Annotated in this window: 11 protein-coding genes; 3 read left to right on the top strand and 8 right to left on the bottom strand. The window is 49.3% G+C overall.

Translation table 11 applies throughout. The features are described from left to right. Positions 1 to 209: 209 nt before the first annotated feature. The 3 genes from PMG25_RS23580 to PMG25_RS23570 form a co-directional block, all read right to left on the bottom strand. On the bottom strand, positions 210 to 2963 hold the full coding sequence (locus PMG25_RS23580) for an SUMF1/EgtB/PvdO family nonheme iron enzyme (RefSeq protein WP_283769333.1): 2754 nt from the start codon (positions 2961 to 2963) through the stop codon (positions 210 to 212). Positions 2964 to 3443: 480 nt separating this feature from the next. Next, positions 3444 to 3980: a DUF3782 domain-containing protein gene (locus tag PMG25_RS23575; protein WP_283769332.1), complete on the bottom strand. Its 537-nt coding sequence runs from the start codon at positions 3978 to 3980 to the stop codon at positions 3444 to 3446. Positions 3981 to 4330: 350 nt separating this feature from the next. After that, on the bottom strand, positions 4331 to 5419 hold the full coding sequence (locus PMG25_RS23570; RefSeq protein ID WP_283769331.1) for a hypothetical protein: 1089 nt from the start codon (positions 5417 to 5419) through the stop codon (positions 4331 to 4333). A 216-nt stretch (positions 5420 to 5635) separates the two neighbouring features. On the opposite strand from PMG25_RS23570, the gene PMG25_RS23565 reads away from it, so the two are divergent. Then, entirely contained in the window at positions 5636 to 7072 is a 1437-nt protein-coding gene (locus tag PMG25_RS23565) for a tetratricopeptide repeat protein (RefSeq protein WP_283769330.1), read from the top strand. Here PMG25_RS23565 and PMG25_RS23560 read toward each other — a convergent pair. Further along, positions 7069 to 10221, bottom strand: a complete 3153-nt coding sequence (locus PMG25_RS23560) for a hypothetical protein (protein WP_283769329.1) — start codon at positions 10219 to 10221, stop codon at positions 7069 to 7071. The genes PMG25_RS23565 and PMG25_RS23560 overlap by 4 nt on opposite strands. A gap of 279 nt (positions 10222 to 10500) precedes the next feature. On the opposite strand from PMG25_RS23560, the gene PMG25_RS23555 reads away from it, so the two are divergent. Both PMG25_RS23555 and ppc read left to right on the top strand, forming a co-directional pair. Continuing rightward, positions 10501 to 10743 carry a hypothetical protein gene (locus PMG25_RS23555; protein WP_283769328.1) on the top strand — a complete coding sequence of 81 codons (243 nt, stop codon included), beginning with the start codon at positions 10501 to 10503 and terminating at the stop codon, positions 10741 to 10743. 198 nt (positions 10744 to 10941) lie between these two features. Next, positions 10942 to 14049: a phosphoenolpyruvate carboxylase gene (ppc, locus tag PMG25_RS23550; protein ID WP_283769327.1), complete on the top strand. Its 3108-nt coding sequence runs from the start codon at positions 10942 to 10944 to the stop codon at positions 14047 to 14049. A gap of 256 nt (positions 14050 to 14305) precedes the next feature. On the opposite strand, the gene PMG25_RS23545 is transcribed toward ppc, so the two are convergent. The 4 genes from PMG25_RS23545 to PMG25_RS23530 all read right to left on the bottom strand — a co-directional run bounded on the left by PMG25_RS23545 (position 14306) and on the right by PMG25_RS23530 (position 18408). Continuing rightward, positions 14306 to 15421 carry a tetratricopeptide repeat protein gene (locus PMG25_RS23545; RefSeq protein WP_283769326.1) on the bottom strand — a complete coding sequence of 372 codons (1116 nt, stop codon included), beginning with the start codon at positions 15419 to 15421 and terminating at the stop codon, positions 14306 to 14308. A gap of 181 nt (positions 15422 to 15602) precedes the next feature. Further along, the gene (gene larE, locus PMG25_RS23540; protein WP_283769325.1) at positions 15603 to 16424 is read right to left on the bottom strand and encodes an ATP-dependent sacrificial sulfur transferase LarE; all 822 of its coding nucleotides are present in this window, start codon (positions 16422 to 16424) and stop codon (positions 15603 to 15605) included. Positions 16425 to 16622: 198 nt separating this feature from the next. Then, entirely contained in the window at positions 16623 to 18038 is a 1416-nt protein-coding gene (locus tag PMG25_RS23535) for an NAD(P)(+) transhydrogenase (Re/Si-specific) subunit beta (RefSeq protein ID WP_283769324.1), read from the bottom strand. An 82-nt stretch (positions 18039 to 18120) separates the two neighbouring features. Next, a complete protein-coding gene (locus PMG25_RS23530) occupies positions 18121 to 18408 on the bottom strand; it encodes an NAD(P) transhydrogenase subunit alpha part 2 (RefSeq protein WP_283763590.1) in 288 nt (95 codons plus the stop codon). Positions 18409 to 18592 lie beyond the last annotated feature (184 nt).

The following is an 18592-nucleotide window of genomic DNA, read 5'->3' as shown; positions in this document are numbered from 1 at the left end:
CAGTGAATAAACCAATTCAATTTTATCACCCATCCCTAATCCTATTCCCAAAAACCCGCCCCCACCCTTGTCTAGAAACCCGGTTTCTTCAAGAAACCGGGTTTCTGGTCTTCGCCGGATGTCTAAGAAACTGGGTTTCTGGTTCCATTAATTGCTATTCGTTGTTAATTGTTAATTGTTAATTGTTCATTGATACAAAGGGCAGAGGGCTATAAAGTCCTGCCCGAAACGAGGGGGAGGACAACCCGCAGCCCGATGTCGTAGTTACGATCGTCGGGATTGTTGAAGTACCGAGACGCGCAACGACAATCCCTCGAAAAGCTGTAGAGCCAAGAACCACCGCGTATTACTTTTGTAGTACCGCCGCCCTTAGTCCAAGCACTTCCATCTTTCGGTACTTTTTGATAATCATTATCATAATCATCTTCGCACCACTCCCACACATTGCCACTCATATCATAAATCCCCAACTCATTCTCCTTTTTACCCCCCACAGGATGGGTTTCGCTGCCAGAATTACCATAATGCCAAGCCACCTCATCCAGGTTATTGCTGCCCGCATACTCATAACCCTTGCTCCGGTTGCCCCCACGCGCCGCATACTCCCATTCTGCTTCGCTCGGCAGCCGCACCGGTTGCTCAATCAGTTCTGAGAGCTTTGTACAAAACGCCTGAGCATCATGCCAACTCACCTGTTCCACAGGACAATTTTCGCCCTTGAAAGAAGAAGGATTATTCCCCATCACCGCCTCATACTGAGCCTGAGTGATGGGATACTTACCCATGCGAAACTCTGGCACAGTTACCGCGTGAACCGGCTTTTCATCATCGTATTTCGTACCTCCCATCTGGAATGTACCCCCCTCCACATACACCAACTCCAAAGTAAGGTTACTGAGCGAAGTCGAACGGTTACTGAGCGAAGTCGAAGTAACCGGAATTGGAATACTCAGCGCCTTCCGTCGCTCCTCCTCCCGTCTCCTTTGCTCCGCTTTTGCCCGTTGCCGCGCTTCCTCTGCCTCCTTCGCCTTCCGGCGCTCATCCGTCCACCAGCGCTGCAACTCCTCATACTTCTGCGCCGCCGTTTCCGCACCCAAGTCTTTCGCCTCGGCATAATTCGCCAGCGCTGTTTCAATATCCTGCAACTGCCGATGAACATCCCCCCGCGCCTCATGAAACTTCGCCTGATTCGGTTGCAATTTCACCGCCTTATCCAAATCCGTAAGTGCCTGCTGGAGTTCTCCCAACCCCCGATAGGCTAAACCGCGCTGATAATAGGCAATAGCGCGAGGAGCCAGAGTAATCGTTTGCTCGAAATCATACCGCGCCCCCTCATAATCCTGCGCTTCCAGACGCTTCACCCCGCGACGATAGCAAGATTGGGCAATATCCAGTTGCTGCGAGTCTCCCACCACCGACAAACAGCGATTCAACTTTGCCACATACCCCTCATCGGCAATATTCAACGCACTTCCCAGAGTCTCCAGAGGCTCACCATTCACCGGGAGCTGACGTTGAGAAAGCCAACGGGCAATAGAAACTTCCATCAACTGCTGCGTCGGGCTAGAATCGGGTAAATTCGAGAACGCCAAAGCCACATCCAACAGCAAACTCGGCACATCCCACCCCACCTCAGCCGACGCTTCTATCAACGCTTGATAGTGAGTCAGCACAATCTCCAGAAGCGGTTGCACCTCATAGTCAGGCATCCCCTCAATAAACTCAGCCAGCAACTCCGGCATTTTCGGCGCAGTGCCATGACGCAGTAAATGATAATCATCCAGCGCCATCCCTGCGGCAAGACAATGGAGTTGACTGAGATATTTTTTCAGCCGAGCAATACCCGAAGGTGTGGGGCGATACTCTAGCGCCACCTCCACATCCAGCGCCGCATATTTTTCTTCTTCCAGCAGTTGCATGAGGTTAAACTCATTAGACTCATTTTCCTTAGAACCACCAATCGCTCGTTTAACCTCCAAACCCCCTTCTATCAGTTTCTGTTTCTTCTGTTCCCACTCCCGCGCCAACTCTCGCTGCACGTCATACATAAACTCCTTATGGGAAAACTGGAATAAAATCGATTCTTTCTGCCAGTCCAATTGTCCCGCATCCCAGGAAAACAGAGAAAAATTGAGCAAATCCCCCGCAACTTTCGACTCTAAAATAATCGTCGGCACAGCCGCAAACAGATAATGCAACGACAGCACCGCCGCCCCATCTTTCATCCGGTTGGTGTCCCAAAGTCCGGCAATCGGTTTCGCCGGGCGTTCCGAGTCCCGTTCCGGATAATGGCGACCCAAAAAATTGCTCAATTCATCTTCAATATGATTCGCCATTCGGGGCAGTCCAGAACCCGCATTCGGATAGCGGTCAAATTCCACATCCGGAGGCGAAACTACCACCAAAGGCGGAATTGGCAACCGGTCTCGATATTGCTCGTAATATTGCATCAGGGGTTTGGGCGGAGTCCGCCAAGGTTGGTTATCGAGAATGCGCCGTTCTTCATCTGTATCTCGATTAATTTTAGCCGTCAAGAACGCCATAAACAGGCTGAATTCCTGCTGACTTTTTTGCAGTTCCCGTTGCAGTTCTTGCCGTTGCGACTCTAGCCAGCGTTCATGTTCAATACGGGAGGCTAACCGACGGTTTTCGGAGTCTTGAATATATCGAGTTAGAGCTTCTTGATGTTCCCTGGAGAGTTCGGCTTGTGCGGCTTGAAATTCTCGCGATAATGCCGCTTGCTCCGCTTCATGTTCGCGTCGTTGCTCTTGCAGAACATATTGCAATTTCAAGCCTTCTAATTGTATTTGTTGCTGCTTGTGGGCAATCTCCCGTTGATTAGCGGCTATGATTTCAGTATTTTCTTGTCGGCTATCGATAATGGCTTTAGTGGGAAAGAAAACAGATTTAGCCCAATTTCCAGCTCTTTGCCACCATCCTTGTTTTCCAGGCAGTGATTTCATGATGATTTCCTCCGATAATTTGGTAGGGTGTGTTAATGAAATGTAACGCACCATTTTTGGTGGGTTTTCGAGAGAGTGGGGGCGGGTTTTGGGAAGTTTTGGTTGAGTTTTCTAGATTTGGGTATAACCCGCCCCTATAGGATATTTGGTAGGGTGCGTTAATGGAATGTAACGCACCATTTTTGGTGGGTTTGCGAGGGGGTGGGGGCGGGTTCAGGGAAGTTTTGGGTGAGTTTTCTAGATTTGGGTATAACCCGCCCCTACAGGATTTCATTTTTGATTTTGCATTTTTAATTTTTAATTGATTCACCATTTTTGGTGGGTTTACGAGGGGTTTGCCCTCTCCCTTTCATGTCCGAAGGAAAATCCCTCTCCCACGGGAGAGGGACTTTTGCTCCCCTTCTCCCGTGGGAGAAGGCTTGCCCTGAGCGAAGCAGAAGGGGGCTGGGGGATGAGGGCAACTGTTCATTGTTCATTGCCTCACCATGTGCGCGGTTCAAATCCTGTATCATTGGCAATTGCCACCGTATTGCCCGATGGATGAATGACAAACAAACCATTTTGATAAGCATATCGGTCTACCCCTCGGTCAATTTCAATGGCTGCGACTGCTCCATAGGCGCGATAGGTTTGGTAAGTGGGAAATGACTGCTTAAATCGTAGCAGTTTATCTAAGAATTCATCCACATCATCTCTCGATAACCGAGATTTACACTCCACTACAACTACATCAGAACCATTGACTCCTAGGATATCAATTTCCATGGCTAGTCCCTGTCTTCGCTGTCGAGCGCGAGAGAAGGTTTGGTCGATTTGAATGCCTCGCTGTTGAAATAGTTGCACGACGGCAGGCTCGACTAATTCTTCTACAAATCGCCCCCAGCGCGTGGTTAACCCGGCGACTTCTTTACTGGTTTGGGCGACAGTTTTCTCCAGTTTTTTCAGTCGTCGGTCTGCTTCCGCTTGGGATACTTGGAAAAGTTTGTAGATGTCTTCAATGGTAATTTGTTCGCTCATGATTATGGTTTATCCTAGTCAATAAGTAACACATTTTTCTTTGCTATACAGTCCATCTCGATCCCCCTAAATCCCCCTTTTTAAGGGGGACTTTTGCTGCCCCCCTTTTTAAGGGGGGTTGGGGGGATCTTTTCTTGCTGTACTGCATTAGTGGTTTGTAGTTTGTAGGTTGGGTTAAGCGGAGCGCAACCCAACGCGGGTCAGGTGATGTTGGGTTTCACTGCGTTCAACCCAACCTACGTTTTTGGTTGGGGGTGGGGGGTGGGTTTCCGCTTCGCGGACATGAATAGGGAGGTTTTGGATTGGTTTTCTAGATTTGAGTATAACCCGCCCCTACAAGGTGATTTTTGCTAACTTTGTTTGTAGATTAATAATGCTGCATCTGACCAGGTTTTGGCATAGCCTAAATCTTGTCCGTTCGCGGTGTATGCATGATGATTATTACAATTCCAATTTCCAGCAACATTGCCATTTTTCCAATAGAAACTGTTGCCGTTATACGTGCCAACTATACCGTTATTTAGATAAACGTTGTTGGAGCTAGAGAAAGTAGTAATCTTGCACCCAAAGGTCATGGATTCAGTGTTTCCTAAATGGCTGGTAAACCAAGAGGGTTGATTGTGCATTTCTGTGGATGCCATATAATCGTGACTGGCATCCATGGCGACTTGAAATTGCTCGACTGGAATTTTTACACCGCGTCCTTCTGGTGAGGTTGGATCATTGAGAATGACATGGGTCGGTGGTGCAATTTCCGGCTTAGGTTCTACAGCAATGACTTGTACAATATGGTCGGCAGGTTGTCCTGCGAGTAAATGGGGGTCAATGATTTCGGGTAACCATTCGACGGTGGAATTAACCCCGACAAAAACCTCTTCACCCTGGCTTAATTTGGTGCTAATTTCCGTTAAATTTGCCCCCACATGGCTCTCGACCGGAACGTGAGCTTGATCGGCCAAAAGTTTGCCAAAGTCCTCACTAGGGGTTCCATGGGCGGAGTCGTACCAACCTCGCTGTTCGGCGTAGTGGCTCAGTTGAGCTTCTGAGTAGTGGTGGTGGGTGAGATGTTCGATCGCCGATTGCTGGGCAGCAATTCCACAGCTATAATCATTTTGCTGCTGATGCCAATAGTTCATTTCTTCAGCAGGATGCCCCACAACCCAGGATTGGTCTTGATTAGAGTCATAATGCTGGTGATTCCAATGATTGCTTTGCTCGTCATAGGTACTGTAAAGATCTGAGTCGCTCCTGGATGTGGGATCGCTGTGTAAGCTAGTAGTGGTATAGTCCCAACTGTGGGGTTGCCACTGGTGGGGATAGGGTTCGGGTGTACTGGTATCGGGTAGGGTGGGATGATAGTCAGGACTAGAATCCGGGGTGGTGTCGTGGTGGGTATCGAGTTGTGAAGATTGACTAGAGTCGTCTGGGTAAGTGTTCATGGTGGGGAATTTAGGGAATAGGGAATAGGGAATGGGGAATAGGGAATGGGGAAATATCTATACGCCAATCTTAATGGCTTGGGAAAGGTGGGCTGACTCATTTGGGTCAAATTCTCTTCAAAGCCTTACACTGTAAGATATGGAGCTTGGGAAAAATCTATTGTTTCGGCTATCGCCGACATGAAAATTGTTAATTGTTAATTGTTAATTGACATCATGCCGCGTCCCCAATATCGGAACCCAAAACGTAAGGCTTGTGCGGAGATGCTGGTGGCTGCCCTGTTGTGTGAGGTGAATCAGGGGGCGTTTTCTTCATCTGAGGAAAAGGTGCGTTTAAGGACTGAGAATTACGGGATTTTTGTGCAAGGAACTCCTGCTGCTTTGTTAGATTTGATTGAGTTCTATAGCGAACAACCCGATTTTCCGGCGAAGAAGGGGAGTGTGGCGCTGTTTCGGCAGTTGGGTTCGGTGAAGGTGCGGAGGGAAGGGTTGCGGGATACGCTGACAGATATGGGGAGGGAGCGGTTGGGGTTTACGGATGAGGAAAAGAGGTCTCCACGCAGTTCGCCAATTCGGGAGTTTCGTCTCAGGTTGCACTATGCACCGACGGAAGTTAGGGATAATCTGAGGTGGTTGTTTGGGGCGAATGGGGAGTGGGATAGACGCGCTCAAGAGCAGTCTAGGGTGAGGGGAAAGGAAGGGGTTCATCCCTTGGTGCGAGAGACGCAGCAGAAGCTTTTAGAGTATTTGTATGAGGCGATTAAGCTGTTTCCGAGCGATTTGAGTGAGTTTACGCCTTCCCATGGCGAAAGTATTGCTCCGTATGTGCAAATTATGGCTTCGGCTCTGGATCAGGATGGGGTTTTGGATGAGATGATTGGGCCGATGTTGATGCTGAATTTGGGTAAGTTTTATTTGGCGAGGAATGAGTTGGATTTGGCTTTTCCTCGGTTTGAAGCTTGTGTGCAGTCCGGAGGAGTGACGGGGGCGAATGGCTGTCATTATTTGGGGGTGTGGTATACGCGGCGCGAGGATTACTCAAGGGCGGAATATTATTATTTACAGGCTCTCCAAGGTCGAGGGGCAATTTGGAGCGATAATCGCCACCCGGATCTAGGGGCAACTCACCACTGTCTGGCATTGCTTTATATTTACCAAGGCCAGTATGCTTTAGCGACAAACCATTTACAAACCGCGCTGGATGTCTGGCAAAAGTACCCGTTTTCCTTGGCTCGTGGCTTGCAGTTACAAGGGGAATTGTGTTTAAGATCCCAGGATATAAGCGGTGCTAAAGATTACTTTAGTCGTGCGCTGGAGTTGGCAGGAGAGCGCAAGGAACACAATGCGATCGCGATCGCCGAATGTCTGCGAGGACTAGCCAAAATTAATGCTAAACAACGCCATTATGAAGCGGCTCGACAATTGTGGCAAGAGGCTCTAGATTTAGCGAGTCGGTTTCGCTATCAGGAGCATCCCCTATACCCCCTATTAATGGCAGATTTGGCGGCGGTGCATGTGTTTTTGGGCGATTCGTCCACAGCCCAGCAATTGTACAAAACAGCACTCTGTAAGGCGGGAAACATCTACGGAGAACAGCATCAAGTGGCGATCGCCATTCACCAGGATTACCATCATCTCTTCCCTAAACCCTAATTGTTCATTTTTAATTGTTCTTTCCAGTCAATCTCAGGAGTTTGGGCTAGTTCTGTGGCGATCGCCTCAGCACCATAACGATTAAGATGACTAGGATCGGAAAAATAGTCATATTCTCCCCCCGACCAGAGCATCATCCAATCTTGAACTTGTAACCCCAAGTCTGCTTGGGTGCGTAGATAGTCCTGAAACTCAGATTCAAACGTCATGCGAGCGGGATCTAAATAGACATCCGTTAAGGGCATATTTACGAACATCAAATTTACACCCATATCTTGGGTATAAGCCAGGGTATTTTTCAGAGCTTCATCCTGCTCGCCCTCTAAATTAAAGGACTCATAATCGCGATCGTAGGCTCCAGAAACTTGGGGATGATGCTCATAATAAGTATCTGGATCGAACTGAATTTTAAACGGGAGAAACCCATCCGGATTGAGGATCGCCGGTTGTAGCATTTCTGGGTCTTCAACCAGGGAGGTGGGTGAAGTTTGTTCAGGCAAAAGCTTGGATAAACTTTTCTGAATCTGACCATGGAGGCGATCGCGTTGAGGATAAACCGCAGAAAGCGACCCCAAACCGGCTTCTAGCCAATCATTCGCCTGTTCGTAGCTCTGGGTAATCGAAAAGCGCTCTAACCCCTCATTGCTCTCCTCAGAGGTTGACGCTGAGGGCTTCCCAGACCAAGGCGTACCATACTCCGGTCGAGTCAAGGTTTGGGCTTGTAACTGCTGATACCCCTCAGAACTGGCGATCGCCGCATAGGTCAGATCCTCCCGGCCGCTATTAAACGCCCTCGTGCCATCCGCCCAAATAATCACCTTTGGCAACTGCTCCGGAGTCAACAATTCCCGAATCACCCAATCCACCACCTTAGCCGTAGCCCCATTAATGCCAAAATTATAAATACTCACATCTTCATAGCCTCGATCGGCCAAATCCTGGCGCAATTGTTGTGGATCGATCCCTCGCAAAGCACGAGAGCTGCCAATAATCAGCACATCCGGCGCACCTTCCTCCAACATCAAGGCATGATAGCGGCCCAAATGCTCATCAATCAGTTGATTATTAAACGTCGGATAGGGAGAGGGAGGACTTAAACAGGAACTCTCAGCACATTCCTCGGATGTCTCCTCCTGATTCTCCAACAAACTCTCATCACTGGCGTTGGCAGGATCTCCCCCGAATCCCAAATATCCGGGAGCGACGGCAGCCTTGGAGGGATTAGGGCCCGCCAGTTGGGTTAATTTGTACCCCAAAAACCAATCGATTTCGACAGTGAGCAATAGACCCAAAGCCGACCAAACCAGAGCAATCATCAATTGAGGACTGAGGCGATCGCGCCAGCGATGGGTGGTGGCCCGGCCCAAACTCGTTCCAGCCTCCTGCACGGGGATGTAGGAAGAGAGGGCCCCAGACATGGGTTCAGGTTCAGTATGGGGAGCTAGGAGACCACTGCGAACCAACCCTTGTTGGAAGCGTTGCACTAAGGAGACTTTAGGACGAAGCTGACTCCCGGTCATGGACTCCGTAAGTAGTTCAGACTCTGGAGCCTTATTCTGAGGTGAAGGGGATTGGCGATTGGTGGCGCTCTCTTTTTCCTGGACAGAATTGGCCCGCCCATCGGAACTGGGGGAGAGGGGAGAGTCTCCCCATCGATGGGGAGTGCGATCGAGGGCGATTAAATCCCCCACATAGGCGCTACTGGCGGCAAATTCTGGGGGGGCTTCGGGAACCAATCGTTTTCTCGACTTAAAGTCAACCCCGTAGTTCCAACGGGGCATTTTTTGACCCGCTCTGCGTCCATACACCCGCACTCCGGAAAGATTGGGAATTTTCAGTTGCCGCAGGAATTTAGCGACTAAGGGCCCGACTTGCCGTTGATTGGGACAAACTGGAGCATCACTCATCACATGCACCAGGTCTTGTTTGTGCAGCAGTTGAATGCGAATGCCTCCGGTACTCAGTTGTTGATCGATTTCCGGGTTGAGCAAACGGTTAAGCAGAAATTTGAGGGCCACTTGATGGCCGCTTTGGGCTAGTTCTAGGGTGGATGGATGGAGATCGGTATCGGTTTTGGCTGGCAGATCCAGCCAATCGACCCAGGCGGGGGTTGATTTATTGTTCAGGTGACCGTAAATGGTGACTGCGTGGATACCTTGGGGGGCGATCGCATCCAGGAGGGTTTGAAGTTTGTGGGCGATCTGGCTCTGATCGGGAACCGTTGCCCCGCGACAAAACAAGTGTAGGGTGGATTCTTTGAGAATTGCGGAAATATGCAGTTGGTTGTCTGGGGCTAAAACTTGGTCAATCAGCCGATTAATGGCAGGTACATCTCCCCATCGTGCCCATTGATGGAGCATCACCGAGCGGGGAGTCAGATCCACCAGCAACACCCAATCTGGGGAGGGTTCGCCATGAACTTGACAGGCGATCGCCGCATCTCGAAAGCCCGATAGCTCTAATTCCCGCAGTTGTCCGGCAATTTTCGGCCCGAGGAGACTAGAATCGGGGCTATAGTTGCTGTAAATTCCCACATGGAGTCGCTTAAATGCGGTGTCCAGATGGTTGTGGCGTTTGAGGGTTTTCACCTTCACCTTGACTCCAATTCCCAGGGGACTGAGGCTTTCACTCAGATACCGGGCGATCGCATGGGGATTTCCTTCCGCCGCCAAGTTACGATTGGAGACCACCATCTCCCTCGGAGAACTGTTCTTAACCGGAGCTGCTACCGCAGAGCCAGCCCCTGGTGTGGCGATCGCTTGTTCGGGACTGGCTGTCAACGGGGCTTCTGGGGAGGGTGGCCGATTTTCTGGGGGGCGATCGTTCGTCGAACCCTTAGTCAACGTACTCAGATCCAGTTGTTTTGTCCATTCTGGATAATTGGGCCCGCTCACTCGGCCATAAATCCAGACTTGGTAAATGGGAGGCTGATCGGCTGGCAATAGAGTCTCTAGGGCGGTTTCGGATAACCCTTCCTGTAAGCGAGATATTACCCACTCTGGTGAAGGAGCATGGGGGGCACTCTCACAAAGGATATGGAGAATATTACCCCGTACTCGGACTTTCACCTTTCCCCCTTCTGGGCCTATCCGATCTTGGGCCCATTGGGATACAGTTGTCCAAGTCCCGATTGTGTGAGTAGAATTCATGGGCGGCATAGGGAAGATGACATCAAGGGGGAGTGGGAAGAGTAAGACCCGTCTCCATGCATGGTATTACACAATGGGAGGGAATAGAGGATCATGCTATTATAAGGCAACGTTTTCAGGATTGACTGAGCTAGTCCCAAGGGATAAGAATTCCTAGGGGTATAGAGATGAACTCCCATCAGCTCGATCTGGCCCATTGTGGAATTTTCCGGTCGCGATTAGACTTGGCCATTAAATCGTTGGAGATCCCATTACTTTATATCGCTTAACAAAAAGAATATGCAACCTTCTGCTCCCCTTGACTCTCATCAAGAGGCTTCTCCTGCCTTCCCTCAAGCTGGGTTATCTGTGGTTTTAAGTTTATCAACTGTGCCGGTGGTTCTTGGCGTTTTGGCCCTCAAGCATATGAGCCAATTTTGGCAAACCGTCGGTCAAGATTCAGAAGAAATTTTTCGCGGCGATCGCCTGCCCTTACTCACCGAACCTCCCCAGAGTTCCCCCAACTCCACTCCTCCAACCTAACTAAAACGAAAAAGCCTAAACCACTCAGAGTCAAAAAACAGTTCATTATGGACAGTTTGTTCCCCCTATCCCCTTGACAATCAAAACAAGACCAAGCACCCGCAGATATTGATCCATTTGATTAGATCAATCCCCCTCCCATTAAAGCAACCTTCACCCCCTAGAATGGTTGAGTACCACTAGCTGGATAAGAATTCGATGAGTTCAACACTTCACCCCTCAAACCCTAGCTTTAGTTCCTTATCGGTTAATGGTTCGCCCTCCTCCTCCGATGAAGTCGTGGCGAGTCTAACCTCCGAGTTGCTTTTGCGTCACCGTCTCAAATTAGTCGAACAGTTGTGGGAGTCAGTTCTCGAACAAGAATGTGGCAGTGAGTTGATCGCCTTAATTAAGGAGATGCGTAACCTCTGTTCTCCAGAAGGTCAAGCCCCCAATGTGGTCAACCCTCAAACCCAAGCCCTAATTGAAAATTTAGATCTGAGAGCCTCCATTCGAGCCACAAGAGCCTTTGCTCTCTATTTCCAGCTCATTAATATCGTTGAACAGCACTATGAGCAAAGGGGACAACAACAGCAATATTGGGATTCTCCTGGTGGCGCTCCTGAGTCCTCATCGGACTCCGACGGAGAACAACCGCAGCGATCGGCCCCAGAACACATTAAACCAAAACCCTGGAGTGGAAATCTCAGTAAAATCCGTCGCGATCTAGGGGCATTTCACGCCCTATTTCCGAAATTAAAAGAACTCAATGTACCCCCCGGACAGATTCAAGCGTTAATTAATCAACTCGATATTCGCTTAGTCTTTACCGCCCATCCCACGGAAATTGTCCGCCATACCATTCGCGATAAGCAACGGCGGATTGCTAAATTGCTGCAACAACTGGATCAGTGGGAAGAAGGACTGGTGGCCACCCAGGGCAACTCAACCCCGATTCCCTCAGCCGTAGCCAACAAAATTAATGAAAAAACAGAACAACTGCGCCAAGAAATTCGCCTCTGGTGGCGTACCGATGAATTGCATCAATTTAAGCCTAGGGTATTAGATGAAGTGGATTATACCCTTCACTATTTTGAAGAAGTTCTCTTTGATGCCATTCCCAAACTCTATCAGCGACTCAAACAAGCCCTAAATGCTACTTTCCCCACCTTAACTCCCCCCCGATATAACTTTTGTACCTTTGGATCTTGGGTGGGATCGGATCGCGATGGCAATCCTTCGGTTACTCCTTCAGTCACCTGGCAAACCGCTTGCTACCAGAGAAATTTGGTGTTGGAAAAGTATATTCATTCCATCAAACACCTCATCAATGTACTGAGCTTGTCCTTGCACTGGAGCGATGTGCTGCCAGAATTGTTAGAATCTTTGGAACAAGACCAGCAGCAACTTCCCATCGTTTATGAGCAGTTGGCGATTCGCTATCGACAGGAACCCTATCGTCTCAAGCTCTCGTATATTCTCAAACGCTTGGAAGAAACCCGCGATCGCAACCTGCAATCGGAAATCCAAGTCACCCATCGGCCCATGATCGGTCAAGATGGTAAACCCAAGTTTCCCGAAAGTAATGTCACCACCCACAGCTATCTATCAAGCGATAAATTCTTAGCCGAACTGCAATTAATTCATCGCTCCTTAACCGAAACTGGTTTCTATTGTCGGGAACTCGAAGATCTGATTTGCCAAGTAGAAATTTACGGGTTTAATCTGGCCCATTTGGATATTCGTCAAGAAAGCTCTCGCCATAGTAGCGCCTTGAACGAAATTACCGAATACTTGCGGCTTTTACCCAAACCCTATGATGAGTTGACCGAAGAAGAGCGGGTGCAATGGTTAGCCACAGAACTGCAAACCTTGCGCCCCCTGATTCCTGGAGAATTACCCTTCTCAGAAAGCACCTGCGAAACCATCGATACCCTACGCATGGTTCGTCAACTGCAACAGGAGTTTGGCCAGGGAATCTGTCAGACCTACATCATTAGCATGAGTAATGATGTGAGCGATATCCTCGAAGTGTTGTTGTTGGCCAAAGAAGCAGGACTCTACGATCCGGCCACAGGCATCAGTAATTTACAAGTGGTTCCCCTGTTTGAAACGGTGGAAGACCTAAAACGAGCGCCAACCGTGATGAAATCCCTGTTTGAATTAATGCCTTATCGGGCTGCGATCGCGGGGGGATATGAAGCCTTAAAGTTGAAAAAACCCGCGTTGCAAGAAATCATGCTCGGTTATTCCGATAGTAATAAAGATTCGGGTTTCTTAAGTAGTAACTGGGAAATTCATAAGGCACAGAAAGCCCTAGAACAGATTGCTTCACCCTTTGGGGTAGAACTGCGGATTTTCCATGGTCGAGGGGGTTCAGTCGGTCGGGGCGGTGGCCCAGCCTATGAAGCGATTTTAGCCCAACCGAGCCGGAGTATTAATGGGCGCATTAAAATTACGGAGCAGGGAGAAGTGTTAGCTTCCAAGTATTCCCTACCAGAGTTAGCGCTGTATAACCTGGAAACGATTACCTCAGCCGTGGTGCAAGCGGGGGTACTCGGCAGTGGTTTTGATGATATTGACCCCTGGAATGAGATTATGGAAGAGTTGGCGATTAAGGCGCGATCGCACTACCGCGCTCTGATCTACGAACAACCGGATTTTATCGACTTCTTCCACTACGCCACCCCCATCCAGGAAATTAGCCAACTGCAAATTAGCTCCCGTCCCGCTCGTCGCGGAGGAGGCAAAAAGAAAGGCCTTTCCGGACTGCGAGCCATTCCTTGGGTGTTTAGCTGGACACAGGCTCGCTATTTACTGCCCAGTTGGTATGGGGTAGGCACGGCCCTACAGGACTTTATCGATCAGGAACCAGAAGAACATCTGAAACTGCTGCAATATTTCTATTACAAATGGCCCTTCTTCAAGATGGTGGTCTCGAAAGTAGAAATGACCCTTTCTAAGGTGGATCTGCATATTTCCCGGCACTACTTGGAACAACTCTGTCCCCAAGAGGAGTTCGGACGACTCGAACAGGTGTTTGAGCAAATTAAAGAGGAGTTCCATCGGACTTCTAAAGTAATTTTGGCAATTACGAGCCATGAAAGGCTTCTGGATGGAGACCCCACTCTTCAGCGATCGGTTCAGTTACGCAATGGTACGATTATTCCATTAGGCATGTTACAAGTCTCTCTGTTAAGCCGCCTGCGTCAACATAATAGTGGCAGCTCCTCTGGGGTCATTTCTCGCTATAGTAAGGGCGAATTACTTCGAGGCGCTCTGCTCACCATTAATGGTATTGCGGCGGGAATGCGAAATACCGGTTGATCTTTGGGCGTTGATCCGGGGTGCAAGGAGAGAGAACAACCGCTCTCTCCTCTACTGGGACAAGGTGTTATATCAAGCCCGCTTGTTCATGTCCGCGAAGCGGAAATACCCTAATTAGGGAGGTAGGGAAATTAAGGAGCTAGGGAGCGAGACGCTCCCACTCCTTAATATTAACGTCAGTTTTGGGAGTGCAGGCATCTTGCCTGCTCATTCTCCCTATATAGCAAACCTAAATGAGTTATGTAATGATTGTTACTCAACACTTTGGGCGAAAGAACACTAAGCCACTGTAAAGGGCAAAGGCGCGATCCCAATCGGTTTCTGCTCTGCGGAAAATATCAATATGGGGGCGAATTTCTCCGAACAGATTCCTAGAATCGGCCACAATTTTAGCTTCCTGTAAGACGGTTTCTGCAAACGGGGTGAAATCTGACCAAAGGGGAGTTTGGGGAAGAGAGGTAACCATCACTTGCATTAAGCTATTCCACTGAAGACGGGCACTCAGTTGCGATCGCGGAATATCTGGGGGAAGAATGCCCACACTACGATGAAATTCAAAGGAGCGATCGCAAAACCGTAACAGACAGTTTCTCTGAGGAAGATGCAAATCGCACAGATAAACATAATCTTGGGTACGTTCTACCCTCTCCGGTTTTCCTTTACCATCCAACATTACCACCGATTCAAAAATAGGTAAATTACCTGTTACGCGCTGTGCCACTTCTGACCATTCAAAACTCAAAGTTCCCAACTGATTCGATTCATCATGGCACATAAGACTCACGGATTTTCCCAGTTCCGAAATGGACTGTACTCGGAACACCCGGAGCTGTTCAATTTTCTCTAAATTCACCCAAAACGCCGGAATGCCCACCGATCGCAATTCTTCACCATAAACCCCCAACTCGCCAATATTCCCCGTGCGATGCAAACGCCAAAACCGCCCAGGGAGTTGCCGTTGGGCGCTATAGGAATCTAGGTTCATGATCCGGGCAAACTCTTTGGCCGCCGCTTTACGCGCTTCTCCGACTACTGGTTCTATAATTAATAAACCCGGTTTCGCTTGGTTGGGATCTTTTGTCGCTTGGGCGATCGCCTGTTGCCGTCTCTGCTGCTCTTGAGCCTCTTTTTGGCTTTGCAGGCGTTGCAGTCCCGAACGAGCTTGAGAAACAATTTTCGGATGTTCCGCTTTCCGTAATAATTGCCGATAAATGGGTTCAGCCAAATCTGGCTTTCCCCGTTCCTCGTATAACCGTCCAGCGTACAACCGCCCCCAAGGATTTTGGGGTTCTTTTTGCAAGAAACTCTTCAGCAAGTTCTGAGCAGTGCGATAATCCTTACGTTCAAAGGCTTTAGCAATTTGATCGAGCATGGTGGGGGAATGGGGGAATGGGGGAATCTTCCTGTACCCCTATCTTTAGGTCTTGGGAAGTGCGAGCGTCTCGCTCGCTACAAATCAAAAACGAGCTATAACACTACCGATTTAAACTTAAATTTAAAGCCAACAGCGAGCAAGATGCTCGCACTACTGGCTGTCACTCATTTTAGCCCAGTTACGCCCTAGCCACTTCCCCCAACACCCGGTTGAGTTTGCCACTAACGTAGCCTTCTAAGTCGAGGGTGATATAGAGGAAGCCAAAGCTCTGGAGCTGTTTCACCAGTTCCGGTAAGTCTGTGGACAGGACAAAGGATTGAATCTGTTCGGGAGGGAGTTCAATGCGGGCAGTTTCTCCTTCAGAGCGTACCCGCACTTGAGTTAAGCCCAGTTGCCGTAAATAGCGCTCGGCTCGCCCTACCCGTTGCAGTTTCGAGAGGGTAATTTCTTCGCCGTAGGGAAAGCGCGAGCTTAGACAAGGTTGAGCGGGTTTATCCCACCAGGGAAGTTCTAGGTATTTGGAGAGTTCCCGCACTTCTGCTTTGGTTACTCCAACTTCTGCTAAAGGCGATCTAGCTCCCCGCTCTTTTGCCGCTTTAATTCCGGGGCGATAATCCTGTAAATCATCCCCATTTACCCCATCGATCACATAGGGATAGCCCCAAGCTTGGGCTAGGGGTTTGAGGGTATCATGGAGTTCGCTTTTACAAAAATAGCAACGGTTGACCGGATTAGACGTATAGTTGGGATTGTCCATTTCGTGGGTTTGGACAATTTTATGGGGAATTCCGATCGCCGCCGCCTGTACTTTTGCGTCCTCTAAATCTTCCGGTAACAGGGAGGGAGATTCGGCAGTGACAGCTAGGGCGCGATCTCCCAGGCGATCGTAAGCAATTTTCGCCACCAACGTACTATCAATTCCCCCAGAATAGGCAATCAGCGCCCGATCCATGTCAGTAAATAAGGTTTGTAGACGATTGAGTTTTTCCCGGATATCCATATTCTATTCGTTTCACCCTTAGTCAATATACTGGTATACTGGTTTCGACTCCACGATCTCTAGAATAATCGATTATCGTCTCCTCCCTAGTCCCCTAATCTATAGGGGCGGGTTTGAAACCCGCCCCTACAACCCCCGTATTAATCGTTTCCAATAATTGGTAAGGGCAAAAAATGTTTCGCCCCTACTGTGCGTTCACTACAACTCTTTCACACTCGAAACGAGTTGATTCACCATGTCCTTAGCGCTACCGAAGAGCATCATGGTTTTATCTTTATAGAACAACTCATTATCAACCCCGGCAAAGCCTGTATTCAAACTGCGCTTAATCACAATGGTATGCTTGGCGCGGTCTACTTCTAGAATGGGCATCCCATAAATGGGGCTATCCTGATTACTGCGAGCGGCAGGATTAACGACATCATTGGCTCCAATGACTAAGGCGACATCGGTTTGGTCAAATTGAGGATTGATGTCATCCATATCATAGAGTTGGTTGTAGGGAACATTGGCTTCTGCTAAGAGGACGTTCATATGTCCCGGCATCCGTCCGGCTACGGGATGAATGGCATATTTGACTTCAACCCCTTGTTTTTCGAGTAAATCGGCTAATTCCCGGACGACATGCTGGGCTTGGGCGACTGCCATGCCATAGCCGGGAACAACGACGACGGATTTGGAATAGCCGAGCATCATGGCTCCTTCTTCTGAGTCGATGCTGTGAACGGTTTGTTGTCCTGCGCTTCCAGAACTACCGGCGCTACTGGTTCCTTCAGAGGTTCCAAAGCCACTGAAGAGAACGTTGGTGAGGGTGCGGTTCATGGCTTTACACATGATTTGGGTGAGGATTAAGCCGGATGCTCCGACTAATGCACCGGAGATAATCAGCACGTTGTTCATGACGACAAATCCGGCGGCACTGGCGGCTAAACCCGATAGGGAGTTGAGCAGGGAAATGACTACGGGCATGTCACCGCCGCCGATGGGAATGACGAATAGAATCCCTAGGAGTAGGGCTATTCCGGTCATTACGAGGAAGATGGGGGCGTTGATGGAGTCGTAGAGTAAATAGCCGGTTGTGCCGAGGAAGGCGATCAGCAGCAGGATGTTAATGGGTTGTTGGAGGGGAAATTTAATCGGCGCTCCGGTGAGTAAGCCTTGGAGTTTTCCGAAGGCGATGAGAGAACCGGTGAGGGTAACGCCACCAATGAAGACACTGAGAATGATGGAGAGGTTGGCATCGATGGGAATGGGTTGCTGCTGGTTTAAGCGCCGCCAAAATTCGGCGATCGCCACTAACGCAGATGCAGCCCCACCTAATCCATTAAATAAGCCTACCATCTGCGGCATGGCCGTCATGGCGACTTGTTTGGCGGCGATCGCCCCAATCAGGGAACCAATAATAATCCCCACTAGGATTAGTTCATAGTTGAGAACCTGTTGATCGAGCAGGGTAACGACAACGGCGAGCAACATGGCAATGGAGGCTAATAAGTTCCCATTGCGAGCGGTTGCTGGAGAACCGAGTTGTTTCAATCCAATGATAAACAGGGATGCGGAAAGCAGATAAACCAGTTGAATCCCTGTGGGTAAATATTCTGTTAATGCTGTCATTTTGCTAATAGGGAATAGGGAATAGGGAACAGGGAATAGGGAACAGGGAATAGAAAATCCCCCTATCTCCCTATCTTCACGATCAAGCTTCTTTCTTCTTGAACATTTGCAACATGCGATCGGTGACCAAAAAGCCGCCTACCACGTTGATGGTGGCGCAGACAACGGCAATCAGGCCGAGGATGACGCTAATGCTGAGGGTGCGATCGCCGGCCACAATTAAGGCCCCAATTAAGGCAATTCCAGAAATAGCATTCGCCCCGGACATCAAAGGAGTGTGCAGGGTGGGCGGAACTTTGGTAATCACTTCAAAGCCCGCAAAACTGGCCAGCACAAAGACAAATAGAGCGCCGATTAATGATTCTGTCATGATTTGAGTAATGAGTAATGGGTCAACGGTTGCCCTCATCCCCCAGCCCCTTCTCCCACGGGAGAAGGGGAGTAAAGTCCCTCTCCCGTGGGAGAGGGATATAGGGAGAGGGCATTTCCAACAAGTTTAAGAAGGGGAGTAAAGTCCCTCTCCCGTGGGAGAGGGATATAGGGAGAGGGCATTT

It is taken from the genome of Roseofilum capinflatum BLCC-M114, assembly GCF_030068505.1.
Classification (GTDB): domain Bacteria; phylum Cyanobacteriota; class Cyanobacteriia; order Cyanobacteriales; family Desertifilaceae; genus Roseofilum; species Roseofilum capinflatum.
Note: the sequence above shows the minus strand (reverse complement) of the source record. Positions and strands in the feature narration are given on the sequence as shown.